This window comes from Weissella ceti (assembly GCF_018394055.1).
Lineage (GTDB): Bacteria > Bacillota > Bacilli > Lactobacillales > Lactobacillaceae > Weissella > Weissella ceti.
Window position 1 is genome coordinate 1,022,005 of the sequence record NZ_CP074441.1, and the last position, 23,136, is coordinate 1,045,140.

Genomic DNA, 23,136 nt, shown 5'->3' on the forward strand with positions numbered 1-23,136 from the left:
ATTCTTAATTGACTATATTAAAGACTATTTGCGCAAGTAGTATATTCTTTAATTTAAAAGGCTCAATCATTCGTGGTTGAGTCTTTTTTAGTATAGTTATATCGTTCGTTACCTACACTATTTCTAAATGGCATCCACTTTTAATCGCTCCCCTAAACACATACCAACCTTCTCATAAAGAATTAAGACAAAGAAAAAGCATGATAAGTTTCCTTATCATGCTTTTTGCTTTAATCATTCACTTTGGTATCAATTTCAATGATATCTTGCGTGAATGGATTCTTTTCAATGTTTTCGTCAATCCCTGTAACCATTGTTAGCAAGGCACGGTGATTAACAAATGTCATGGGCGCGTCGCCACCATACTCACCATCCAAGTTAATTGGAATTGGGGCATCATTTTCAGGCAAAGGCGTAATCTTAACCTTCGATGACTTTACATATAGCAGGTTGTCGTCATCAACGTGCTTACCTTGGAACGCTTCTTTAACTAATACGAGTAATTCATTTAGCTTGGTTGTTTTCACGACAAGCAGTGTGAAATTACCATCATCTAGTTGTGCATCTGGCACTAATTGCTCAAACCCTCCAACTGAATTCGTCAAAGCTAGCAAAAACATTGAAGCTGGGCCACGGTAAACACCATCGTCATATTCAACTTCAATATCCATTTGATGTGACTGTGGTAACATTTCTGCTGCCTTAACCACATAAGCTAGATAACCATACATTGATTTTTGCTTTGAGGGTACGGAATATGTCAATTCAGATAATGAACCACCAGCGGCGATATTTACAAAGTAATTGTCATTGGCCATTCCAATGTCCATGCGGGCTGCACGACCTTTTAGAATAACTTCCGCTGCTTCCAGTGGGCTATCACGTGGAATGTGCAATGCACGTGCATAGTCATTCGTTGTTCCAGCTGGGATAACTGCTAACATTGGTGGATTATCCAATGCCGCAACCCCATTCACCACTTCATTGATTGTGCCGTCTCCACCAGCTGCGACGATTAATTCGAAACCATCTTGAGCTGCACGAAGCGCTTCATCTTGTGCTGAGTTTTCTTCAGGCGTAGTCGCAAATGCACTGGTCTCATACCCTGCAGATTCATACACATTTAAAATATCAACTAGGTCTCGGCGAATCGCTTCGCGTCCTGAAGTTGGATTATAAATAATTCGTGCTCGCTTCGTCATACTCGTTCTCCTTAATCATCAGTTTTAACTGATTGTCTTATCAACAAGTATACGAACCAGACCTTAAATTAATCTGGCTTACGTGCTGACAATTCGCTCATCAAGATATCATTCACAACATTAGGGTTGGCATTTCCCTTAGTAGCCTTCATGATTTGTCCAACCAAGAAGCCAACCGCACGATCCTTACCGTTGTGGAAATCTTCGATTGATTGTTCGTTAGCATCCAAGATACCCGCAATAATTGGTGTCAATTCAGCTGGATCTGACATTTGCTTCAAACCATTTGCTTCAACGAATTCAACTGGGTTTTCACCCTTTGTAATCGCTGTGAAGACACGCTTAGCCATCTTAGTTGAGATAGTACCATCATCAATCAAGTTGATCATTTGTGCCAAGTGCGCAGGTGTCAACGCAGTTTCTTGAAGGTCCAATTGCTTTTCGTTCAAGTAGGCGTTAACGTCACCCATCAAGTAGTTGGCAGCACGCTTAGCGTTAGCCCCTTCAGCAACAGTTGCGTCAAAGAAGTTTGCCATTTCAAGTGTTTGTGTCAACACTTCTGAGTCGTAAGCTTCTAGTCCCAAGTCGTTGACGTAGTGTGCACGGCGAGCTGGTGCTGATTCAGGCAACTTGTCCGCAACTTCAGCCAACCAAGCATCTGTCACATGAACAGGTGCCAAATCAGGTTCTGGGAAGTAACGGTAGTCATCTGCTGTTTCCTTTTCACGCATCAAGATTGTTTCACCAGTAGATTCATCAAAACGACGTGTTTGTTGCTTGATTGTTCCACCAGCCATGTAAATCTTTGCTTGACGGTTTTCTTCGAAAATCAATCCCTTACGGACATAGTTGAATGAGTTCAAGTTCTTCAATTCAACCTTAGTCCCGTATTCCTTTGATCCGACTGGACGGATTGAGATGTTCGCGTCAACACGCATTGATCCTTCTTGCATCTTAACGTCTGAAATGCCAGTAAATTGGATTGCTTGACGCAAAGCTTCTAGGTAAGCATATGCTTCATCTGGTGTGTGCAAGTCAGGTGCACCAACGATTTCAATCAATGGTGTTCCTTGACGGTTCAAGTCAACGTATGAGTAACCATCATCCGCGTGAGTGTTCTTACCTGCGTCTTCTTCGACGTGCATTTCAGTAATTCCAACACGCTTAGTTTCACCATCAATCACGATATCCAACCAACCGTTTTGTCCAATTGGTGTTTGGCTTTGTGTGATTTGGTAAGCCTTTGGATTGTCTGGGTAGAAGTAGTTCTTACGATCCCAAGTTAGGTCACGTGTCACTTCAGCGTTCAAAGCTGTTGCAGCCATCATTCCAGCTTCCAAGGCTCCTTGGTTCGCTGATGGCAAGACACCTGGGTAACCCCAGTCAATCACGTTTGTGTTTTGGTTAGCGTCCGCACCATATTGCACTGGTGATGGTGACATGGCCTTTGAGTTTGTCTTCAACTCAACGTGGACTTCAAGTCCGATAGTTGTTTCAAAATTTGGCACAGCCATTAGTTGGCACCTCCTGGTACTTTTTCAAATAGACGAGTTGCTTGTTCAAAAGCATATCCCGCTTGGTAAATCTTTTCTTCGTTAAATGCATCAGCAATCAATTGCATTCCAACTGGTAATCCATTGCTGAATCCAGCGTTAATTGACATACCTGGCAATCCAGCCATGTTAACTGGGATTGTCAATGCATCGTTCATGTAAGTTACTTCTGGGTCATCTGGATTTTCACCAAAGTCGTACGCAACACTTGGTGCAGTAGGTCCAACGATCAAGTCGTATTCAGCAAAGACCTTCTTGAAGTCGTTGGCTAGCAACGTACGTACTTGAGCGGCCTTCTTGTAGAACTTGTCGTATGAACCAGCTGAAAGTGAGTATGTTCCAAGCATGATACGACGCTTTACTTCATCTCCGAATCCTTCAGAACGGCTCTTAACGTACACTTCTTCAAGGGTCTTAGCTGATTCTGAACGGTAACCGTAACGAATACCATCAAAACGTTGTAAGTTTGATGATGCTTCAGCAGAAGCTAGGATGTAGTATGCAGCAACACCGTAACGTGTGTGTGGCAATGAAACAGTATCAACTGTTGCTCCTAGTTCCTTCAACTTGTCAATCGCGTTGTGGACAACTTCCTTAACATCTTCATGAATTCCGGCACCAAAGTATTCTTCTGGTACGGCAATCTTCATGCCAGTTAGGTCCTTGCCAAGGTGGGCAGTGTAATCTGGTACAGCGACGTGTGAGCTTGTTTGATCATTGGCATCATGACCAGCAACGGCACCCAAAACATACGCATTGTCCTTAACAGTACGTGTCAAAATTCCTACTTGGTCAAATGATGACGCAAAGGCAATAACACCCCAACGTGATACACGACCGTAAGTTGGCTTCATTCCAACAATTCCGTTGAAAGCAGCTGGCTGACGGACAGATCCACCAGTGTCAGTTCCCAATGAGTAAGGAACTTGTCCGGCAGCAACCGCAACGGCTGATCCACCTGATGACCCACCAGGAACCTTAGTTGTGTCCCAAGCGTTCTTTGTGTTCTTGAAGTATGAAGTTTCAGTTGTTGAACCCATGGCAAATTCGTCCAAGTTCAACTTACCAACACCAACCGCTCCACGATTTGCCAACATGTCAGTAACAGTTGATTCGTAGATTGGTGTGAAGTTAGCCAACATCTTTGACGCAGCAGTTGTCAAAACATTCTTTGTTACGATGTTGTCCTTGATTCCGTAAGGAATACCTGACAAAACGTCATCTACGTCGATTCCCTTAGCATCCAATTCACGAGCTTGGGCTAATGCTTCTTCCTTCATCACAGTGATGAACGCACCGAATGTTTCATCAGTTGCGGCGATGTTGTCAAGCGTTGCTTCAACAAGTGCTTCAGCAGTGATTTCTTTGTTAACTAGTTGCGCGTGTAGCGTTTCTAGGTCTGTGTTTAAGTAGTTCATTAGTTACTTGCCCCTCCTTCAAGAATGGCTGGCACCTTAATGTAATCACCCTTACGTTCAGGGGCATTAGCCAATAATTCTTCAGCTTGTTCAGCGTTCACACCTTCATCGGCACGCAATGACATTTGCAAGTCAATTGGGCTGAAAGTTGGCTTCACATCAGTTGTATCAACTGCATCAAGCATTGTCACCACTTCGAAAATCTTATCCAAGTGGTCTGTCATAATTTCTGTTTCTTCTGCTGTCAATTCTAGCTTTGATAGAGAGGCAACATTTAGCACTTCGTTAGCGCTCAAGCTTTGTTCACTCATGTTTGTAACTCCTTTGATATTTTAGTTATTGTATTTCTTTTAACGTGGCAAAAAACGTAATCCTTTAGGATAAAAATTCTTCATTTGGCCATTTACAAACTTACCAAATCCGATGCCATTGCCATTAAATGTCAAGACGTGCCAACCATTATCTAGTTGACTGTCTGGCATCATGAATGTATCACCATGGACATATTGAGCCCATTGTTCGTGGCTTAATTCAGCAACGTGTTTGAACGCATTGCTTGGCATCGCTAAGGCTAATGCCAAACTAGGTTCGAAACGCTTCTTTTTGAATGTCCCCAAATGCATCCCTGCACGCAAAACTTGTAACTTGTTTAAGTCTGGTGCATCGACGGGCAACGCATATAGTTGATCACCAAACGCATGTAACACACGATTTAGTGGTTCAACTAATTGGTTCGCTTCAAATTCATCCCATAATTCACGTTGTTCCTTTGTCAAATTAGTCTTCGCTAATTTAGGTTCACGTGCATCACTTTCCGCTTCTGCCTTATGTAGTTTAGCCATGAAGTGTCCTTCACCCGCAACGTGGTGTGGGAACAAACGGACAGTATCAGCCAACGCAGGATTACCATCTGCCCAATCCGGACGCCCAGCATCAACACCTTCAGGTAGATCAACAGGCACCACACTGAACTCAGGATATTCTGCTAGGAGCCAAGCAATCACTTGTTCATCTTCTTCTGGCGCAAAGGTACAAGTTGAGTAGACCAATGTTCCACCAGGTTTTAGCATGGTTACCGTATCTTCCAAAATCATCTTTTGGCGATCAGCGTTTTCCTGTGGATAATCCGCAGTCCAATAATCAACGGCGTCATGGTCCTTACGGAACATGCCTTCCCCTGAACACGGTGCGTCTAACACAATGGTGTCAAAATATTCTGGGAAGTGCTTGGCTAATGCCGTTGCATCGTGGTTGGTTACCAGCGCGTTTTGCACCCCAAAACGCTCCATGTTTTCACTTAGAATACCGGCACGCTTACGACTGATTTCGTTTGAAATCAACAAACCTTCTTGTTGCATAAAGGCTGCAAGGTGAGTTGATTTCCCACCTGGTGCAGCAGCCAAATCTAAGACGCGTTGTCCTGGTTTAGGTTCTGCTAACTCCGCAACAAGTTGTGCTGATGGTTCTTGTGAATAGATAACCCCTGTTGTGTGGTCCACTGAATGACCATTAACTTGGCCATAAAAACCAAAACGACTCCAAGGAATCGCTTCCCCTGAGTCGGTATCGAATGGTTCTTGATTCGCTTTCAACGGATTCACACGATAGGCTTTACTGGCCGGCTCATGAAGAGCCTTAAAAAAAGCATCTGCTTCATCACCAAGCAATTCTTGGTATTTTTCGACAAATGCATTAGGTAGAACTAACATGCCAGACCTCCTTTAAACGTGAATTCTTACTCCATATTTTACCATAAGCCCCTTGTTTTCGGCACATTTGCTATGCAAATAAAAGCAATAAATCATAATCACAACTATACCAATCGTTTGGTTTTGATATCTTTTTTTCTAAATACATTTTGAGTATACAAAAAGCTCCCCAAAACATTTGTTCCAAGTAGCTGATTCAATGGGGATTTCGATAAAACTTTCACGAGTTAAATCGCTCATTTTTTAGATATTAACCTGCGCATTATTTTTCTGGAATTAATTTGCGTACAATTACATTCACTGTAAATCCACTGATAAAAGCCAACAATACTAACAAGCCAAATGACATTTGATCGAATAGCATCGTCATCATCCCCAAACTGATAATCGTTCCTAAGGCAGAACCAATCATGTTTACATATTGCTTTTTCATTTCTATTTCTCCTTCATCCGCTTAATGATATGACGTATTTTTATCCTGTCGTCAATGCTCACATCGAACTAGTCCAATTGTTTAAAATGATGACTAGGCGTTAAATCTGTATAAATATGTTCTACTTTGAAGATATTTACCATAGACGAGGTCACACGAACGCCAATTTTATTTTCAGGCAGAATATAAGTCTTTAGATTAAATAACCCATTACGGACAATAAGGCCAAATCGGGTCGTTTTCATTGTCGTAATTGCAGGTCCAATCAACAGACCAAACAAAATCAAAGCACTAATGTACGTCCAAATTGCCAAACCAAAATACAACATCCCTACCAACAAGACGACTAGAAGGCCAGCTGTATAAATAATTTTCGACAGCGTCACATGCAGCGGTATACGCTCAAAGGTATGGGTATATGCCGGCACATACTTCTCTAACAATCCATTCACTTGAGCTACTTTAACATACGGAAAGAGTGTATTTTTCGTTTGCGTGCCACCCTCAGTGTCTGCATCATTCATAACTGCTGACACTGTACATAATCCCAACATGCGCATGCCTAGGGACTGTTCTACCATAATGCCATTGATATTCGTCTTTTCAATGATATGCTGATCACTATCAATTAGTCCGTTTTTCACCACAAAACGTCCCTGAATATCATAAATTTCGAATTGAATATATCTGAAAAATTGCAGAATAATTGTTCCTACGGGTAATACCAGTAACAAAAGCACACCGATTATCTTAATATCAATGTGTATTGGTAGATACTTCATCCATGGTTCAATAAATTCGATTCCCTGAATAAGCACGGGGATAATCAAGAAATAATTAGCGGAAACTAATGCCGTTAGGACAATTTTATTCCATGTAACGTTTACCTCTTGGATTCTATAGATACTAATATTTTCCACAGCTTCATCAACCGCATCTGAAACTTTAATATGCTTAGTCAATAAACTAATTTGTTCTGCAGACAGTGCTGCAAACTCAATGGGTTCTTGGTCTTCACCATTTTTAAAGTTAATAACTAATCCTTCAACACCTACTATTTTCTGTAACCAATTACTGGTCACACGATAATTTACGATTCCTTGATTTTTAGAAATATTAATCGTACTGACATCTAAAATGCCGTAATTCACATGAATGTCATTGTTGACGATTGCATAGGTCGTATTGAAATATCCCAATACAAACCGTACTAATGCAATGATCACCATTAATATCATTAAACACATTAAGAAAAACGGTTGATGTAACCACTTATTTAAAAAAATATATAGTGGAAACAAAGCAAACAATGCCCAAGCTAGGTCTTTTGTCTGCACGATAAAATATAACGGCGATTGTCTCTTAGCACTCATGATTGTACCTCTGAGATAACTTGCGTAATATCTTGCCACTTTTCGACTAATGGTTCACCTACCCCTGTTGCAATCCCGTGTACAGCGTAAGCTTTCGCTGATGTTTGAATCTCAAGAGTCATTAGATCAACGTTCTTTTGTAGAATATTTTGTTTTTTAATTGTGGCGTAAACCTTTTCTAACGGAATTGCGATTTCGCGATAATATAGTCTTCCTTTTCGGATAACCACTTTTTCACTATCAATCGTTACTGACGTATTTCTAACATACGCTTGAGCATATATCGTCATCCATCCAAAAAGTAAGACTACAAAAACAACAAACACACCCATATATTTTTCCAAACCAAAACACCATATTGTAAATATGCCTCCTACTAACAGGGCGACATTTTCCACGATATTCATCCAGAACTTATACTTCATATAATTATTATGTACATTTAAAATCATTGTTTTCTCCCTAATTTGATACACGATATTAAACGTTTAAATATTAGCACTAGATTTACAATCCTTCAAGAAGGCTCACCTACGCTAATTAGGCGATATATCCACTTAATTCCTACGCCTATCATGTTTAAAACGATTTAAGATTTAAACGTAAAAATCTGATTTTTAATACTTTTAAGAAAAGCTGATATACTAATGAAATACAAAAAATTGACGGCCTTATTTCTTACAGAAGGTCGTTTCAAAATTGGGAGACTAAGCGACATGGATACGCAAAACGAAATGGATTTTTCAGATATTAAAAATATAATCATCAATAGCACACCTTATTTTGATATCAAAACATTGTTTAATCATCATGAACCAGACCCCATCAATCGTCGACTTATGTACAGTGCTGAACCCCACGCAACATTACGTGGATCATTCATGGGTACACATACAACTGACCGAGAACTCTGGCCATTTTATCCAGCATTGGGCTGGTTAGCACAAGACGACATCAACGCTGGTGATACCGCTTCTTCATTCCGTACTCTATTTCATCACGTTCTATCTCAATCAGAAAACAAGGATAGCATCCTTCAGTCAATTGATGGTTTCAACCCTAATGAAAAACTTGAGAATCAATATGATTTACTCGTGGATAAATATGCTGAATTTGATTGGATTAGCGATAATCTGGATCGTTTCCGTCATTACGTGAGTTTAGTCGATACGCTGGGTAATATTGTTGTTTGGGATCGCATCTTTAACAAGGTCCGTGGGTTTGATTTTTCAACCGCAGATAATTTCCCACTATCTCTTGTCCAATACCAAGAGGAATTCTATGCAGACAATCCAACTGGTTGGCAACAGTTCATTACAGACAACCAATTAACCATGTACGTTAACGACGATTACTCAGTCGATGTTTTCTCAGACAATCCACTACCAAAAACAAGTGCAGAATTTGGTGCTTATCTTGACTGGATTACACCTAAAATGATGCAACGAAACGACGAAGTCATTGCTTTATTAGCCTAAATATTTGGCTGAATGATCGAAATTCACTATAAACGCAAAAAGGTAACTAATCACACTTATTGTCGTGTAGCTAGTTACCTTTTTTATTTTGCTCATTTCTTATTCTTGTGCGATTATGTACGTTAATTAATCTTTTTCAGGAATAAATTTGTATAAAATATACCCAATAATGTATCCAATTACGCCACCTATGGCTAATTTTTCCCAGAACATACCTTCTCCGAAAAATTGTCCCATCATGATTCCTAACACTGTTCCCACAGCTGCAATCAGTAACGTCTTATAATTTTTATCCATTGAAATATCCTCCCTAAATAGACATCCTCAGAAACATGTTCATTATATCACATTAATTTATCCCAACAAAAAACACCAACATTGATGTTGGTGTTTCGTATTATTTCATGTCATACAACTTGATTTCACCATCACGAAGGTTAATCTTTAGGGCATCTTCTTGCTTACCCTTTTTGTACTTGTTTTGCGCACGGGCCTTTTCTTGCTTCTTACGGGCCTTTTCTTGTTCTTTCTTGTTATCGATATCTAATTCGTTCTTATAGTCGTAGAAAGGATTGTTTTCATCTAGATATGCATCTTCTTCGCTAGACTTTGTTACATAAACGAACGCTTCTTCAAACTTACCTGTTTCAAGTTGTAGACCTGGTGCAGTTACACTTGAAAGTGAAACATTTCCATCACGGAGCTCAATGTTACTTGCTTCAGCAAGTGTCACAAATGATCCGTAAACATAAGCATCACGACCCGTTACCTTCAACTTGTCCAACTTAACATCGTCGAATGATAGACGACCGTCCTTAGTTGTCATCGTTAGTGATTCCCCAGTGAATTCGCTCAAGTTCGCACCACCACGACCAGAAGTTACTTTTGTGTGCTTAACGTTAAGTCCTTGCACAATAACACCACCATCATCCATTGTTAGATTCAAGTTTTCTAACTTAGTCCCAGCAGGTACGGTAATCTTCGCTGAGTATTCAAACGCTTCTGGCGTTGATAGGAAAGCACCACGTACCAATCCTTCATTCTTTACAGCTTCAACTGAAAGTACATCACCCTTTTGGGTAGCAGATGCCTTTTGATTGTCAACTGACCAGCTAGTCACTGACCCTTCAGATCCTTCGACAATACGCACAACACCTGAATTCGCATTCACGTTAATTGTTTTAATATTGTCGAACTTTTGTTCTGTCTTCTTAACGTCAACCAACTTCACACCACGGTCCCAACTGAAGTCAAAGTTCGATTGACCAACTGTTGTGACCATCATAGCTGCCCCAGCTACAAATAATACCCCACCAAGAATAAGCGGCTTCTTTAATTTAAACATTAGTTTTGCCCTCCTTGCATAGGTGCATTATCACGACGTGATACGAAACGACGTCCAATCCACTTCATGAATTGCACAAAGACATCAAACAACCATTGTGTTAGGTTCAAGACGATTGGTGTCATCATGATTGTCAAACCAGTCATCAATAGACCTAGACCCATGAAGAAAATACCAGTTGGTACTGATTGACCAATCAACATACCACCAAAGACCAATGAACCCACTCCACCAGCTAGAACACCAACAACCATCGCATAGATGCCAAATAGTGCCGCGACAAAGAAAAATAATCCTAGTCCCAACATCAATAGAACACCAATTGCCACTGGAATTAGAATTGGACTAGCAAATAGACCTAATACAATCAACCACAACATACGTGTACGTTGCTTTGTGCGTTGTTGGGGTGTCACTTCTTCTGATACCGGCGCATCATCCATGTCCATGAAGTATTCCAAACGGATTGTACGAGCAAATTGCTTAGGCGTTCCATACTTAGCTTCTACATCTTCTAGTGACATACCAGATTCAATGACTTGCTCATTGTAAAATTGCAGCATTTCTTCTTGTTCTGCTGCTGGTACACCATTTAGATAGCTTTTTACTTCATTAAAATATTGATCAATCATTTTGCTCATCCTCCAACAACAATGTATTCACAGATGCACGGAAACTTGTCCATGCAGTCTTAATTTCGGCCAAATGGGCACGACCTTCTTCGGTAATCTGGTAATAACGACGGATACGCCCTTCATAAGGTTCATCGTAATTAATCAGATAATTATTTTTCTTCAAACGACGTAATACTGGGTACATCGTTGATTCACTAACATTCATATGTTCTTGCATAGTCTTGGTAATCACATAACCATATGTGTCTTCTTTAGCCAAAATAGCCAAGACGGTACCATCAAGCACGACTGTTGGGACTTGAATATCCATAAGCGCTCCTTTAATACTGTTTTCTATATAACATATAGTACACCGTGTATAGTAGTGGGTCAAGCACAATATATTTTTAATTTATATTACAGACAAAAACATAAAAAAAAGACTGATGCACCAACCTAAGTTGGGCATCAGCCTAAATTTATTTTACTTTAAAATGTTGTCAATGGCTGTCAATTCGTCAGAAGTAAATGACAAGTTTTGCATTGCCGCAATGTTGGCTTGCAAGTGCTTTGATGATGTTGCACCAAAGACCAATGACCCAACACGTGGATCCTTTAGCAACCAAGCCATCGCCATTTGAGCCAATGATTGGTTACGGTTCTTTGCCAATTCGTTCAATTCGTTCAATTGCTTAACAGCCTTTTCAGGATCTTCAGCAATGAAGGCGTTTGAACGGTGCAATGGCATATCTGCTGGAATACCATCTAGGTAACGGTCAGTTAGCAGTCCTTCTGCCAATGGTCCGTAAGCAATCAACCCAGCATGATGTTGATCCAAGATGTCTAGCATGTTGTCCTTTTCTGCTTCACGGTTCAACATGTTGTATGACATTTGGTTACCAATAAATGGTGTGTGTAGTTCTTCAAAGATTTCAGCAATCGCTGCTGTTTGTTCAGCGTTGTAGTTTGAAACCCCAATGTACAATGCCTTACCTTGACGAACCAACAAGTCCAAAGCTTCCGCAGTTTCGCGCAAGTTTGTGTTTGGATCCCAACGGTGTGCGTAGAAAATATCAACGTAATCTAGGTTCATACGTTGCAATGACAAATCCAAAGCGTTTGACAATGTCTTCTTGCTTGAGAATTCACCGTATGGGCCTGGCCACATGTGGTAACCAGCCTTAGTTGTGATAACCAATTCGTTACGGTATGGCTTCAAGTCACTCTTGTAAACTGCTCCAAAAGTTTCTTCAGCTGTTCCGTTTGATGGGCCGTAGTTTGATGCATTGTCAAATGAGAAGATTCCGTTGTCGAAAGCTTCCAAGATAACACTCTTTGAATCAGCCAATGGACGTTGGTCTCCCATATTACGCCAGAATCCCAAACTCAAGTCAGGTAAGATTAGCCCTGAATCTGAAACGCGACGGTAAGGCATTTTTTCATAACGATCTTCTTGTGCAGCATATACCATAGTTAATATTTCCTTTTCAATTTATTTGTGTAGCTTAAATGTATCGGGATCATTTTGCGCGATACGTAGCTTATCTAGTGAGATTTCTTCATGAATATCATGAATGGCACGTCCCAAAACCGGCGCCACTGACAACACTTCTAGCTTGTCAGAACGGTTCGCATCTGAGATGGCGTTTGTGTCAGTCACAATAATCTTCGTAACATTGTCATCTGCACCCAAACGAGCACCTGCTTCATTTGAGAACACAGCATGTGTTGCCACAACATAAACTTCAGTCGCACCGTTTTCACGAACTGCCTTAGCCGTAATGGCCATACGTTCACCAGTATCAATGATGTCATCAATAATGATGGCACGACGACCAGCAACTTCACCCACAATTGCATCTGGTGATGACGGGTTCGTACGGGCGACGTTATCATTAACCACTCCCCATGGTGCTTCCAAGAAATCGGCAAAGCGACGTGCACGACCTGCACCTGTGTGGTCAGGAGACACAACGACTAGGTCATCCGTTAAGTTATGTTCAACGAAGTATTCCGCTAGTAATGGTGCAGCACGTAGCAAATCAACAGGGATATTAAAGAATCCTTGAATTTGATCCGCGTGGAAATCGATTGAAATCACACGTTCTACACCATTCATTTCTAGTAATGAAGCAAGTAACTTAGCTGTGATGGCTTCACGGGCCTTAGCCTTACGGTCTGAACGTCCGTAACCATAGTAAGGGATCACAACGTTGATTGTGCGTGCTGAGGCACGGCGCAATGCATCAATTAAAATCATGATTTCCATGAAGCTATCATTGGCTTCACCAGAAATTGATGAAATCACAAAGACATCGTCTCCACGGATACTTTCCAAGACACGTTCATAGATTTCACCGTCAGAAAAAGTTTGAATTTCAACTTCCCCTAAGGCAATTCCCATCTCGCGTACCGTCGCTTCTGCTAGTTCACGGCTGACGGACAAACCAAAGACTTTTAATTTAGACTCCACGATATGCCTCCAATTAGTAATAGAATATCTTTCTTATGTCTCCTATTTTAACAAAATTACCGGTTTCGGGCTATAACTAACCCATAATTCCATGACTTTTTACGTCTATACCAAAACTTTAAAACAACTTAGTAAAACACTGGATTTTTTAATTAAACATTGGTAAAATGTTTTAAACACTTTAACAACCACATATTTTAAGGAGATTTACCATGACGACTTTGACAGCGAGCATTGCAGGTTTCGACTTTGATGGCATTCTTTTGAATGCTGCTGGAATTAATTGCCAATCTATTGAGGAACTAGATCAAATCCGCACTGCACCTGGTGCGGCGAGCCTAGTAACTAAGACTGCAACACAACACCCTCGTAAGGGAAACGAAGGAATTCGTTATGCAGATATGCCATATGGTTCAATTAATTCAATGGGGTTGCCAAACTACGGTTTGGAATACTACATCGAATATGTTGAAAAGTATCAACATGAAAAGCCAATTTTCCTATCAACTGCAGGAATTACACATGATGAAATTTTGTACGCCATGCGTCGTATTCAAGAATCTGATTTCGATGGATTGATTGAATTGAACTTCTCATGCCCTAACGTGCCAGGAAAGCCACAAATTGGTTATGACTTTGCGACAACAGAAGCATTGCTAGAACAAATCTTTACCTTCTTCACAAAGCGTGTTGGGGTAAAGCTACCACCTTACTTTGATATCGCACACTTTGATCAAGTTGCTGAAATCTTGAACAAGTTCCCATTGGCATTCGTTAACTCAATTAACTCAATTGGTAATGGTTTGACAATCGATCCTGAAACAGACACAGTGACTATCACACCTAAGGGTGGTTTTGGTGGCCTAGGTGGCGCAATTGCCAAGCCTACTGCCCTAGCCAACGTGCGTGCATTCCGTGAACGTCTACGTCCTGAAATTAAGGTAATTGGAACCGGTGGTGTAACAAACGGTCGTAACGTGTATGACTTGATTCTAGCTGGTGCCGAAATTGTTGAAATTGGAACAACATTGTATCAAGAAGGACCTGCCGTCTTTGAACGTTTGAACGCTGAATTGATTGAAGAAATGCAACGTCGTGGTTACGATGATTTGTCACAATTCCGTGGAAAACTAAAGACATTGCAAGCAGATCCAAACGCAAAAAACATCTAATTGTTATTGCAAAGCTTTTGAGAACTAGATATACTTAATTGAAACGAATCGACCATGCTGGGGTGCCGAAAGGCTGAGATAATACCCATGAACCTGATCCGGTTAGTACCGGCGTAGGAAGCTTGGTTTTGTTTATTAATATTGCTATTAAACAAAACCCCAGTGAATGAAACCCGTAGAAATACGGCTTGATTGACTGGGGTTTTTACTTTGCTCTTGGCTGTCGGTTCGTTAAATAAATGTTTCAACACTCGTTGAAATAAAAACATATGCCGCTCTAGGAGGAGTATTTTCATGCAACAACGTAACATTCGGGTGACAATTGAAATTGCCATCTTTACTGCCTTGGCCATCGTTTTGGACCAAATCGTGCTATTCCGTATGCCACAAGGTGGAAGCATTTCTTTGGCCATGTTGCCAATCATTGTCATCGCCCTTCGTCGTGGAACAGCTGTTGGAATCACAACTGGTTTCTTGACAGGACTATTGAACTTCATCTTTGGGGGATTCTTCGTTAACATCTTCCAAATGCTTTTGGATTACCCATTAGCTGTGGCCGTTATCGGACTAGCTGGGGTCTACTCAAAGACACTACAAGCTCAATTGGCCAACAATCAATTGACTAAGGCTGCTATTTCAGGAAGTATCGCAACAATGATTAGTGGTGTTGCTGCACTAGTACCACATACAATTGCTGGTGTGGTTTTCTATGCGAGCTTTGCGCCAAAGAACCAATCAGTCTTGCTATACTCACTTGTATACAACGCAAGTTTCTTGATTCCAAAGGCGCTTGTGACACTTGTTGTGGTGGCAATCCTAATCATGAAGGCTCCTCGTATCTTCACAGATAACTTGTAAGAGCTCATTCACTTTTAAAATTAATCAAAATAAAAAGACTGTCACAATTGTGGCAGTCTTTTTCGTTATCGTTCAAATCTAATAATCGTTCAAATATGAATCAGCAAAGAATTTTGCTATGTCGTCGACTGATAATTGTCCAGGCGCAGATGCTTGCCCTGCTTGGGCAAATGTTAATTGAGAGCCATGACGAAACCCTTCTAGTCGGGTTCGGCTTCCTGCATCCCCCATCGCCATCGTAATTAATGGCATCTCACATTGTTGAAAAAGAGCTTTTGTTTCAGCTAACAGCATATTGGCTTGATCTTCATTTTCCGCCATTACAGCATATTTAATCACATCTACTGGCATGTCAGCTAACTCAAACAGCCGTTGATGTAGATTACTTGGATATTGCCAATCATGTCGTGAACCAATAACCGTAACGCCTTGCGCTTTCGCAAATGCACGCGTCGTCATTTGATCATCTAACACGTTAGTTTCAATATCAATCGCTGCAATCCCTGCCTCAATTGCTGCATAATAGACAGCTTGATAGTCATGGGCATTGTAGTTTTTTAAGCCCCCCTCTTCACGTGTACGCCATGTAAAGATAATTGGTCTTTGACTCACTACCATTACCTCTTTAATGACTGCAACAGTTAGGGTTCTCAAATCTTGCCAGGCATCAATGCGCCATTCAAGCACATCTACTCGCTCATCAATACCCGCTTGCAGATAGCCCTTCGTTTCTGACGCATCCTTCACTTGCATCGCAATCGCAATTAGTGGTCTCTCTTGCTGTCGCACTAGTTTACCGATTTGTAATTGACTACTCATAGTGCGCCTCATAGTGTTCAATAATTTCAGACACAATTTCTTGTGGCGTCTTACCATCAGTATGGATGGTCACATTAGCTGCCGCTTCATACTTTGGTAAACGACTACGCCATAACACACCAATTTCAGACAAACTGCTATTGCGCAGGATGGGACGATCCATATCATCCACAATACGCTCCATCGTCTGACCAAATCCACCAGACAAATAATACACTGGCGCAGGATTATCATATAAACGTTCACGATTGACGGTCGTTTCTACGACTCCGCCACCAGTCGCCAAGATACCTTCCTGTTGCAATGCTTTTTGGACGATATTTTTTTCTAACATTCGAAAGGCAGTTTCACCCTTTGCTGAGAAGATTTCACCTGGTGTTTGCCCGGTTTCTTCGGCAATCATTACGTCAGTATCTAGCATTGGTACGTTCAATTGTTGACTTAGGAGTTCAGCGGTTGTTGTTTTTCCCGCTCCCATAAAGCCAATTAGGATCAATTTACTCATGACTGCTTCCTTTCGTTAGAATTATTTTTTAAGTCGTGCTAAGTCTGTAAAGAAACTTGGATAGGACACATTCACAATGTCACCATCTGCCAAGATAACCTCACCATCCGTGATTAACGCTGCAATACTTAACATCATGGCAATGCGATGATCATCATAGACGTCCACCACTGTTGGTTCGTTAACTCGCAACGGCGTCCCCCCATGGACAATGAACCCATCTGGCTGTTCTTCAATGTTGGCACCTAATTTGTTCAATTCATTAGTCACTGCCGCGATACGGTCTGATTCTTTCACACGTAATTCGCCGGCTCCCGTAACAACTGTTGTCCCGGTCGCTTGTGTTGCAGCTAAGACCAAAAGTGGTAATTCATCAACCGCACTTGGAATATCTTCGGCGGTTACTTCAATCGCAGACAACTGTTGTGTTTGTACCGTTAAGTCCATCACTGGTTCGACGTCATTAGACGTCACTAAGTTTGGAAATGTTGCTCCCATTCGTTCAAAAAGACGCAATAACCCAATTCGAGTTGGATTAACCCCAACTTGTTCAATCGTAATCTGACTATTGGGCACTAACAGACCTGCTGTTAGCCAAAAAGCCGCTGATGACATATCACCCGGAACATTAATATCCGTCCCTGCTAATTGTTGCCCACCAGACACACTAATCGCATGGTTTTCAACGACCACTTGTACGCCAAATTGTCGCAACATACGTTCAGTATGATCGCGTGTCGCAATTGGTTCAATAACAGTTGTTGTACCTTCTGCTTGTAATCCGGCTAATAAAATTGCACTTTTAACTTGGGCTGATGCCATGGGTAAAGTATAGGTCATCCCCTTTAAATGTGTTGATCCGTTAGTGGTTACTGGCAAGACAGCTGTTTCCTCTGCTAGTTCCAATCCCATTGAATGCAATGGATCTAATACACGTGCTAATGGACGCTTAGATAGACTAGCGTCCCCAACAAAGGTTAGTGGAAATTGTTGCCCTGCAAGCAGTCCCATCAGCAAACGAGTCGTTGTTCCTGAATTCCCCATATCCAATGGTTGGTACGGCTCAGACAAGCCTTGGAATCCTTTACCTATAATTGTCCAGAGACCATTGTGTTCTGTGATTGAAATATCCATGGTACTAAACGCCGCAATCGTACTTTTAACATCAGCAGACTCTAACAGTCCTTTGACCGTTGTCACACCATTAGCGACACTTCCAAACATTACTGAACGGTGTGAGATACTCTTATCCCCAGGCACACGGACAGTCCCTTGCAATCCATGTTGTGCTTGTTTCAATGTAAGTTGCGCCATTAGAATTCTCGTACAGTTTCACGATATGCAGCAACTTGCGCAATCAATGTATCCATGTTGTCAGCATCGAACTTATCTAAAATTGCCTTGGCTAGTTCAATTGCGACCATCGCTTCCGCAATTACAACCGCTGCGGGAACCGCCGTTGTATCTGAGCGTTCAATAGAAGCACGGTGGTTTTCGTGCGTATCAATATCGACACTTTGCATGGGACGGTATAGCGTTGGAATTGGCTTAACGACTCCCTTAACGACAATCATCTCACCGTTGGTCATCCCGCCTTCAAAGCCACCTAAATTATTTGAGCCACGATAGAAACCACGTTCTTCAGTCCAGAAAATTTCATCCATGACTTCACTACCAAACTTTTCAGCATTGGCAAAGCCACCACCGAATTCAACCCCTTTGAATGCATTAATCCCTAGAATTGCTTGCCCGATTTTGGCATCTAACTTGGCATCTGCCGAGACGTAAGATCCTAATCCAACGGGGACACCGGTCGCCATCACTTGTACTGTTCCACCAACCGTATTACGGTCTAGTTTCGTGGCGTCTAACATTTCACGCATCTTCGCATCTACGTCAGCATCTAATGTACGTGTTTCGAATTGTTCACTGACCTCACGCATAGCCGCAAGATTCGGGAAGTCCAATAACTTATCTGTATTCGTCCAAACTGGTCCGACATTTAATACAATTCCATGCACATCAATGTCCAACAACTTTAGTAGCTTACGTGCCACTGCTCCGACTGCCACGCGCATGACTGTTTCACGGGCTGATGAGCGCTCTAAAACATTACGTAAATCGTTCTTATGTCCGTACTTAATTCCACCCACCAAATCTGCATGACCAGGCCGTGGTCGCAAAACTTTACGTGTTGAGTTTTCAGGCGTTTCTACCGCATCTGGATCCATGATGGCTGTCCAGTTATTGTGATCATCATTGTGTACATTCAATGCAATTGGTGATCCCAAGGTCATTTGATGGCGGACACCACCCATAATCGTCACATTATCTTTTTCAATAAGTTGACGTGCACCACGTCCATAACCACGTTGACGACGGTGTAATTCATGATTAATATCTTCTGCTGAAAGTGGCATTCCCGCCGGGATACCTTCTAAAATAGCGACCTCTTCTGGGCCATGGCTTTCGCCTGCTGTCATATAACGCATAATTAAATTCCTTCAATAAAATCTGACAAGTGATCCATTGTCTTCTTCAACAAGACCGGCTCACCAATTTTTTTCAAACCAATCAATTCAATTTGTTGACCACGATGTTTTTTATCGTGACGCAATGTCTCTGTAAAATCAGGATGATTAAATAACTCTGAAAAGACAGGCAGATTAACTGCCTGAATCCGCTTCACAAGTGCATCTGTTGTTCCGACTTCTGTATACCCATCTCGTTCAAAACGATCAGACATTGTTACCATACCAATCGCAATTGCTTCACCATGACGTAGCTTACCGTTTGAAAGCAATTCAATTGCATGGCCAAAGGTATGGCCAAAATTCAAAATTTGACGTTGCCCATTGTCAAATACATCAGATTCCACAATTTGCTTTTTAAAACGAATAGATGCATCAATCAACGGCATTTGATGTTCCCGTACATCATCTAGTGATTTAATTGCTTCAGTCATATCCGCAAAAACACCACCAGCTAATACACTCATCTTGATGATTTCTGCATACCCCGCAGCGTAATCACGAGTTGTCATTGTGGTCAAAACTGTGGGATCAATTAAGACCAAATCTGGTTGGTAGAATGTTCCCACGACATTTTTAATGCCTGCTAGATTCAACGCAGTCTTACCACCGATACTAGCATCTACTTGTGCTAATAATGAAGTTGGCATTTGAATTAAGCTAACCCCACGCATATATAGTGATGCAATCACGCCAGCCAAATCAGTTACAACTCCACCACCTAACGCAAAGACACCATCAGTACGGGTGAAGCCTAATTCAGTCATGCGGACCAAAATCTTCTCAGCAACTGTCATCGACTTGGCACCTTCACCAGCCGTGACGGTTGTTGCTGTGACTGTGAAGCCAGCATCACGTAAACTTTTTGATACTTCATCCAGATATAGTGGTGCAACATGATGATCAGTAATAATCATAATTTGACGTGGCGACCACACTTCGGCTACTTTTTCTCCCAAATGTTCGCGCAATCCATTTTCGAGCAAAATTTCATACGACTTGTCTTGTGTATTGACAATAATCATTTTATCCCTCCACTAAATCGTGAATTTGGCGAATCCCTGGTAATGCTTCGGCTAACACTTTTGGCGTAATCGCTTGGGCACCATCGACAAACGCCGCGTCAGGTTGTTCGTGCATTTCAAACATAACCCCTTGTGCACCAGCCGCTACCGCAGCACGTGCTCCAGGAATGACCAAATTGCGCTTACCTGTGGCATGTGATGAATCAACTAAAATTGGTAAGTGTGTCAATTCACGCAATACCGGCACAGCCATCACATCTAACGTATTTCGTGTGTACTTGGCATCAAATGTACGGACACCACGTTCAATTAGAAAGACATTTGGATTCCCATAGGCCATGATGTATTCCGCGGCATTCAGTAAATCGTCAATGGTTGCAGACATCCCACGCTTCAATCCAACTGGCTTAGTTTGTTGTCCCAATACCTTCAACAAACTAAAGTTCTGCATATTACGTGCCCCAACTTGAAAAATATCAGTGTACTTATCAACCAATTCAAAATCTTGTGTCGACATAATTTCAGTCATCATATCCAATTCCGCAGCGTCTGCTGCTTCGCGATGATAAACAAGACCTTCTTCCCCTAAGCCTTGGAAACTATATGGATTGGTACGTGGCTTGAATGATCCGCCACGTAGAATTGTACTTCCCATGTCTTTGACGTTTTGCGCCATCAAGTGAATATGCGCATTATTTTCAACTGAATCAGGTCCTGCGATAACCGTCAAATTGTCGCCACCAATATTGCTGTGCTTGGTTTCAATAACTGTGTCTTCTGGATGAAAGGCACGTGACACTTGCACAGCGTTCGCTGGTGCTAATTCAATCTCAATATCAGCTGGTAATTCTGATTGAATCATTTCTGGTAAGTCTTGTACCTGCTTATATCCAGCAACTGCGACTCGATTCAAATGAACAAAGACATTTTGCACGCCTAATTCAAGTAATTTATCCGCAACACGTTGTGCTTCTTCATTCGTACGAAAAATAATTATCATAATAATCCTTTCACTCTTGACTCGTCTCAATGATCGCTTTTGCCATACTGTCTCGATCAGGGGCTGCCTGAATCCATTTTTCATGACTTAAAATTGCCTGTCCCAATAACATTGCTTTTCCGTCCATCAAGGTTCTTTTCTCTCCTTGCCCTTGAGTCAAAAAAGGTGTTGCTGATTGGCCATACTTTAAATCAATCAACTTAACATCTGATTTTAATTGTGCAATTTGTTCCTCAATTAATACCGATTGGTCATTAGTTAAGCCCTGAGAGGTTGCATCAATGACGACATCTACCATTCCCCAGTCTTCAAATGTTGCTAAGTCTTTTAATTCGGTCTGTGTTAACTGCCAAACACTTTGCTCATATGCCGGAAAATTCGCACTACGTCGATTTAATACCTGTAAATGAACATGTTCAGGTTTTGTTGCCATAATGGCACGTGCCGCACCACCACAACCAATCATAACTACAGTTTGGTTCCCATCTATACCACTTGTGTCCCAAAAACCTTCACCATCAGTTGAATCACCAAACAGATCACCATTTGGTAGACGATAAACTGTATTCACTGCCTGAATCTTTTCTGCTGCTTCCGTTACTCCATCTAAATACGGAATAATGGCTTGTTTATATGGCGTTGTCACGTTTAACCCACTATACGTTTGCAGTATGTCTATAATTTCAGCGGCAAAGTCATCCGGATGAACAGGGATTAATTCATACGTATACTCTAGTCCTTCTGCATTAAACCCAGCATTATGAATTGCTGGTGAAAGTGAGTGATCGATTGGCCAACCAATTAATCCAAATTGTTCCATAATCTCTCTCCTTTAAGCAGAATGTGTCCGATTTTACTTACTTCTAATTAAATTGATTATACCGTAAAAATGAGCGCTATACATGTCTGCGGCTTTAAATTCATAAAGTCTTCAAGTATTTCATTTTAATTAAACAAAAAAGCTGTTGGTATAAACCCAACAGCTTTTCGACTTAATTATTCTGCTTAACAACAGGAATATAAACAACTTGGTCTGACGTAGACAAAACCCATTCTTCTAGATCCATTACTTCTGGCAATACTGTATCTTCTAGCATCGTCCACAATGCATCAGTCGCTTGTTCTACTGCCATGTTGAAGTCATCACCTTGCGTAACCATCCCCGGAATATTTGGGGAAGTCACCACAAAATAGTGTCCATCCTCATCATTCCTTTCCGAAAAAATTGTCGGATAACGAATTATTTCTTGTTTCATCATATTTGGTTCCCATCTGCTTTTACTTGAAACCAATACTAAATTTCTTGGCTTAGTGAATAATCGCTGTCAAAAAGGCTGTTAACCCAAAGAAAATCCCCGGCACGTTTGCAACCAAGATGGCCTTATCACGGGTATGCCCATCTAGTCCAAACAAACCGTAAATTGTCCAGAAAATACAGTTAACCGTCGCAACGAATGGTTGCACTGGATCACCATAGTTTCCCGCCAAGTTATTGGCGATTTGTGGAATATATGACACATACATTAATACTGACAAGATACTTGCTGCACGTGCAATAAATGACAAAACTTTTGTGTTCATGATATAGCTCACGCTCCTAAATATAAATAATTAGACATCTTACATTA

General features: G+C 41.3%; 26 protein-coding genes and 1 riboswitch. Of the genes, 3 read left to right on the plus strand and 23 right to left on the minus strand.

All coding sequences use genetic code 11. The features are described from left to right. Nucleotides 1-230: 230 nt before the first annotated feature. The 8 genes from KHQ31_RS05320 to KHQ31_RS05355 form a co-directional block, all read right to left on the minus strand. Nucleotides 231-1,202: a diacylglycerol kinase gene (locus KHQ31_RS05320; RefSeq protein WP_213408551.1), complete on the minus strand. Its 972-nt coding sequence runs from the start codon at nucleotides 1,200-1,202 to the stop codon at nucleotides 231-233. Between the two features lie 68 nt (nucleotides 1,203-1,270). Beyond that, nucleotides 1,271-2,716, minus strand: a complete 1,446-nt coding sequence (gene gatB / locus KHQ31_RS05325; protein ID WP_213408553.1) for an Asp-tRNA(Asn)/Glu-tRNA(Gln) amidotransferase subunit GatB — start codon at nucleotides 2,714-2,716, stop codon at nucleotides 1,271-1,273. Continuing rightward, on the minus strand, nucleotides 2,716-4,173 hold the full coding sequence (gatA, locus tag KHQ31_RS05330; protein ID WP_213408555.1) for an Asp-tRNA(Asn)/Glu-tRNA(Gln) amidotransferase subunit GatA: 1,458 nt from the start codon (nucleotides 4,171-4,173) through the stop codon (nucleotides 2,716-2,718). The genes gatB and gatA overlap by 1 nt, the downstream gene beginning before the upstream one ends. Beyond that, nucleotides 4,173-4,484: an Asp-tRNA(Asn)/Glu-tRNA(Gln) amidotransferase subunit GatC gene (gene gatC, locus KHQ31_RS05335; protein ID WP_213408557.1), complete on the minus strand. Its 312-nt coding sequence runs from the start codon at nucleotides 4,482-4,484 to the stop codon at nucleotides 4,173-4,175. The genes gatA and gatC overlap by 1 nt, the downstream gene beginning before the upstream one ends. A gap of 39 nt (nucleotides 4,485-4,523) precedes the next feature. After that, nucleotides 4,524-5,882 (minus strand): RsmB/NOP family class I SAM-dependent RNA methyltransferase, encoded by a 1,359-nt coding sequence (locus KHQ31_RS05340; RefSeq protein ID WP_213408559.1) that lies wholly within the window; start codon nucleotides 5,880-5,882, stop codon nucleotides 4,524-4,526. Between the two features lie 262 nt (nucleotides 5,883-6,144). Then, entirely contained in the window at nucleotides 6,145-6,315 is a 171-nt protein-coding gene (locus KHQ31_RS05345; protein ID WP_213408561.1) for a hypothetical protein, read from the minus strand. A 68-nt stretch (nucleotides 6,316-6,383) separates the two neighbouring features. Then, the gene (locus tag KHQ31_RS05350; RefSeq protein WP_213408563.1) at nucleotides 6,384-7,688 is read right to left on the minus strand and encodes a PH domain-containing protein; all 1,305 of its coding nucleotides are present in this window, start codon (nucleotides 7,686-7,688) and stop codon (nucleotides 6,384-6,386) included. Continuing rightward, on the minus strand, nucleotides 7,685-8,140 hold the full coding sequence (locus KHQ31_RS05355) for a PH domain-containing protein (RefSeq protein ID WP_213408566.1): 456 nt from the start codon (nucleotides 8,138-8,140) through the stop codon (nucleotides 7,685-7,687). The genes KHQ31_RS05350 and KHQ31_RS05355 overlap by 4 nt, the downstream gene beginning before the upstream one ends. Nucleotides 8,141-8,404: 264 nt before the next feature. On the opposite strand from KHQ31_RS05355, the gene KHQ31_RS05360 reads away from it, so the two are divergent. Further along, nucleotides 8,405-9,166: a hypothetical protein gene (locus tag KHQ31_RS05360; RefSeq protein WP_213408568.1), complete on the plus strand. Its 762-nt coding sequence runs from the start codon at nucleotides 8,405-8,407 to the stop codon at nucleotides 9,164-9,166. Nucleotides 9,167-9,292: 126 nt separating this feature from the next. On the opposite strand, the gene KHQ31_RS05365 is transcribed toward KHQ31_RS05360, so the two are convergent. The 6 genes from KHQ31_RS05365 to KHQ31_RS05390 all read right to left on the minus strand — a co-directional run bounded on the left by KHQ31_RS05365 (nucleotide 9,293) and on the right by KHQ31_RS05390 (nucleotide 13,598). Then, a complete protein-coding gene (locus tag KHQ31_RS05365; RefSeq protein ID WP_213408570.1) occupies nucleotides 9,293-9,463 on the minus strand; it encodes a hypothetical protein in 171 nt (56 codons plus the stop codon). Between the two features lie 100 nt (nucleotides 9,464-9,563). Next, the gene (locus KHQ31_RS05370) at nucleotides 9,564-10,511 is read right to left on the minus strand and encodes a DUF4097 family beta strand repeat-containing protein (protein ID WP_213408572.1); all 948 of its coding nucleotides are present in this window, start codon (nucleotides 10,509-10,511) and stop codon (nucleotides 9,564-9,566) included. Then, nucleotides 10,511-11,143, minus strand: coding sequence for an HAAS signaling domain-containing protein (locus tag KHQ31_RS05375; protein WP_213408574.1), 633 nt, complete (start codon nucleotides 11,141-11,143; stop codon nucleotides 10,511-10,513). The genes KHQ31_RS05370 and KHQ31_RS05375 overlap by 1 nt, the downstream gene beginning before the upstream one ends. Next, nucleotides 11,136-11,456, minus strand: a complete 321-nt coding sequence (locus KHQ31_RS05380; protein ID WP_213408576.1) for a PadR family transcriptional regulator — start codon at nucleotides 11,454-11,456, stop codon at nucleotides 11,136-11,138. The genes KHQ31_RS05375 and KHQ31_RS05380 overlap by 8 nt, the downstream gene beginning before the upstream one ends. A 153-nt stretch (nucleotides 11,457-11,609) precedes the next feature. Then, entirely contained in the window at nucleotides 11,610-12,596 is a 987-nt protein-coding gene (locus KHQ31_RS05385; RefSeq protein WP_213408578.1) for an aldo/keto reductase, read from the minus strand. A 21-nt stretch (nucleotides 12,597-12,617) separates the two neighbouring features. Next, on the minus strand, nucleotides 12,618-13,598 hold the full coding sequence (locus tag KHQ31_RS05390) for a ribose-phosphate diphosphokinase (RefSeq protein ID WP_213408580.1): 981 nt from the start codon (nucleotides 13,596-13,598) through the stop codon (nucleotides 12,618-12,620). 212 nt (nucleotides 13,599-13,810) lie between these two features. Here KHQ31_RS05390 and KHQ31_RS05395 point away from each other — a divergent pair, with 212 nt between their 5' ends. Together KHQ31_RS05395 and thiT are read left to right on the plus strand one after the other, a co-directional pair. Continuing rightward, on the plus strand, nucleotides 13,811-14,770 hold the full coding sequence (locus KHQ31_RS05395; RefSeq protein ID WP_213408582.1) for a dihydroorotate oxidase: 960 nt from the start codon (nucleotides 13,811-13,813) through the stop codon (nucleotides 14,768-14,770). A 48-nt stretch (nucleotides 14,771-14,818) separates the two neighbouring features. Beyond that, a riboswitch (TPP riboswitch) is annotated at nucleotides 14,819-14,907 on the plus strand. Between the two features lie 157 nt (nucleotides 14,908-15,064). After that, nucleotides 15,065-15,628: an energy-coupled thiamine transporter ThiT gene (gene thiT / locus KHQ31_RS05400; RefSeq protein WP_213408584.1), complete on the plus strand. Its 564-nt coding sequence runs from the start codon at nucleotides 15,065-15,067 to the stop codon at nucleotides 15,626-15,628. 78 nt (nucleotides 15,629-15,706) lie between these two features. On the opposite strand, the gene aroD is transcribed toward thiT, so the two are convergent. From aroD to KHQ31_RS05445, 9 genes are all read right to left on the minus strand, one after another. Continuing rightward, on the minus strand, nucleotides 15,707-16,447 hold the full coding sequence (aroD, locus tag KHQ31_RS05405) for a type I 3-dehydroquinate dehydratase (RefSeq protein WP_213408585.1): 741 nt from the start codon (nucleotides 16,445-16,447) through the stop codon (nucleotides 15,707-15,709). Next, the gene (locus KHQ31_RS05410) at nucleotides 16,440-16,952 is read right to left on the minus strand and encodes a shikimate kinase (protein WP_213408587.1); all 513 of its coding nucleotides are present in this window, start codon (nucleotides 16,950-16,952) and stop codon (nucleotides 16,440-16,442) included. Before KHQ31_RS05410 ends, aroD begins: the two co-directional genes overlap by 8 nt. 21 nt (nucleotides 16,953-16,973) lie before the next feature. Then, entirely contained in the window at nucleotides 16,974-18,266 is a 1,293-nt protein-coding gene (gene aroA, locus KHQ31_RS05415; protein ID WP_213408588.1) for a 3-phosphoshikimate 1-carboxyvinyltransferase, read from the minus strand. Continuing rightward, nucleotides 18,266-19,444 carry a chorismate synthase gene (aroC, locus tag KHQ31_RS05420; protein WP_213408589.1) on the minus strand — a complete coding sequence of 393 codons (1,179 nt, stop codon included), beginning with the start codon at nucleotides 19,442-19,444 and terminating at the stop codon, nucleotides 18,266-18,268. The genes aroA and aroC overlap by 1 nt, the downstream gene beginning before the upstream one ends. 2 nt (nucleotides 19,445-19,446) lie before the next feature. Beyond that, a complete protein-coding gene (gene aroB, locus KHQ31_RS05425) occupies nucleotides 19,447-20,508 on the minus strand; it encodes a 3-dehydroquinate synthase (protein WP_213408590.1) in 1,062 nt (353 codons plus the stop codon). Nucleotide 20,509: 1 nt separating this feature from the next. After that, nucleotides 20,510-21,508: a 3-deoxy-7-phosphoheptulonate synthase gene (gene aroF / locus KHQ31_RS05430; RefSeq protein WP_213408591.1), complete on the minus strand. Its 999-nt coding sequence runs from the start codon at nucleotides 21,506-21,508 to the stop codon at nucleotides 20,510-20,512. A gap of 10 nt (nucleotides 21,509-21,518) precedes the next feature. Continuing rightward, complete coding sequence (locus KHQ31_RS05435) at nucleotides 21,519-22,328, minus strand: shikimate dehydrogenase (protein ID WP_213408592.1); 810 nt, start codon at nucleotides 22,326-22,328, stop codon at nucleotides 21,519-21,521. A 172-nt stretch (nucleotides 22,329-22,500) separates the two neighbouring features. After that, on the minus strand, nucleotides 22,501-22,767 hold the full coding sequence (locus tag KHQ31_RS05440; RefSeq protein ID WP_213408593.1) for a type II toxin-antitoxin system HicB family antitoxin: 267 nt from the start codon (nucleotides 22,765-22,767) through the stop codon (nucleotides 22,501-22,503). A gap of 49 nt (nucleotides 22,768-22,816) precedes the next feature. Continuing rightward, complete coding sequence (locus KHQ31_RS05445) at nucleotides 22,817-23,089, minus strand: SemiSWEET family transporter (protein WP_213408594.1); 273 nt, start codon at nucleotides 23,087-23,089, stop codon at nucleotides 22,817-22,819. Between the last annotated feature and the right edge of the window lie 47 nt (nucleotides 23,090-23,136).

Excerpts from the sequence above, each read along its gene's own strand:
- KHQ31_RS05320 (WP_213408551.1), bottom strand. The coding sequence starts at position 1,202 with ATGACGAAGCGAGCACGAATTATTTATAATCCAACTTCAGGACGCGAA.
- gatB (WP_213408553.1), bottom strand. The coding sequence starts at position 2,716 with ATGGCTGTGCCAAATTTTGAAACAACTATCGGACTTGAAGTCCACGTT.
- gatA (WP_213408555.1), bottom strand. The coding sequence starts at position 4,173 with ATGAACTACTTAAACACAGACCTAGAAACGCTACACGCGCAACTAGTT.
- gatC (WP_213408557.1), bottom strand. The coding sequence starts at position 4,484 with ATGAGTGAACAAAGCTTGAGCGCTAACGAAGTGCTAAATGTTGCCTCT.
- KHQ31_RS05340 (WP_213408559.1), bottom strand. The coding sequence starts at position 5,882 with ATGTTAGTTCTACCTAATGCATTTGTCGAAAAATACCAAGAATTGCTT.
- KHQ31_RS05345 (WP_213408561.1), bottom strand. The coding sequence starts at position 6,315 with ATGAAAAAGCAATATGTAAACATGATTGGTTCTGCCTTAGGAACGATT.
- KHQ31_RS05350 (WP_213408563.1), bottom strand. The coding sequence starts at position 7,688 with ATGAGTGCTAAGAGACAATCGCCGTTATATTTTATCGTGCAGACAAAA.
- KHQ31_RS05355 (WP_213408566.1), bottom strand. The coding sequence starts at position 8,140 with ATGATTTTAAATGTACATAATAATTATATGAAGTATAAGTTCTGGATG.
- KHQ31_RS05360 (WP_213408568.1), top strand. The coding sequence starts at position 8,405 with ATGGATACGCAAAACGAAATGGATTTTTCAGATATTAAAAATATAATC.
- KHQ31_RS05365 (WP_213408570.1), bottom strand. The coding sequence starts at position 9,463 with ATGGATAAAAATTATAAGACGTTACTGATTGCAGCTGTGGGAACAGTG.
- KHQ31_RS05370 (WP_213408572.1), bottom strand. The coding sequence starts at position 10,511 with ATGTTTAAATTAAAGAAGCCGCTTATTCTTGGTGGGGTATTATTTGTA.
- KHQ31_RS05375 (WP_213408574.1), bottom strand. The coding sequence starts at position 11,143 with ATGATTGATCAATATTTTAATGAAGTAAAAAGCTATCTAAATGGTGTA.
- KHQ31_RS05380 (WP_213408576.1), bottom strand. The coding sequence starts at position 11,456 with ATGGATATTCAAGTCCCAACAGTCGTGCTTGATGGTACCGTCTTGGCT.
- KHQ31_RS05385 (WP_213408578.1), bottom strand. The coding sequence starts at position 12,596 with ATGGTATATGCTGCACAAGAAGATCGTTATGAAAAAATGCCTTACCGT.
- KHQ31_RS05395 (WP_213408582.1), top strand. The coding sequence starts at position 13,811 with ATGACGACTTTGACAGCGAGCATTGCAGGTTTCGACTTTGATGGCATT.
- thiT (WP_213408584.1), top strand. The coding sequence starts at position 15,065 with ATGCAACAACGTAACATTCGGGTGACAATTGAAATTGCCATCTTTACT.
- aroD (WP_213408585.1), bottom strand. The coding sequence starts at position 16,447 with ATGAGTAGTCAATTACAAATCGGTAAACTAGTGCGACAGCAAGAGAGA.
- KHQ31_RS05410 (WP_213408587.1), bottom strand. The coding sequence starts at position 16,952 with ATGAGTAAATTGATCCTAATTGGCTTTATGGGAGCGGGAAAAACAACA.
- aroA (WP_213408588.1), bottom strand. The coding sequence starts at position 18,266 with ATGGCGCAACTTACATTGAAACAAGCACAACATGGATTGCAAGGGACT.
- aroC (WP_213408589.1), bottom strand. The coding sequence starts at position 19,444 with ATGCGTTATATGACAGCAGGCGAAAGCCATGGCCCAGAAGAGGTCGCT.
- aroB (WP_213408590.1), bottom strand. The coding sequence starts at position 20,508 with ATGATTATTGTCAATACACAAGACAAGTCGTATGAAATTTTGCTCGAA.
- aroF (WP_213408591.1), bottom strand. The coding sequence starts at position 21,508 with ATGATAATTATTTTTCGTACGAATGAAGAAGCACAACGTGTTGCGGAT.
- KHQ31_RS05435 (WP_213408592.1), bottom strand. The coding sequence starts at position 22,328 with ATGGAACAATTTGGATTAATTGGTTGGCCAATCGATCACTCACTTTCA.
- KHQ31_RS05440 (WP_213408593.1), bottom strand. The coding sequence starts at position 22,767 with ATGATGAAACAAGAAATAATTCGTTATCCGACAATTTTTTCGGAAAGG.
- KHQ31_RS05445 (WP_213408594.1), bottom strand. The coding sequence starts at position 23,089 with ATGAACACAAAAGTTTTGTCATTTATTGCACGTGCAGCAAGTATCTTG.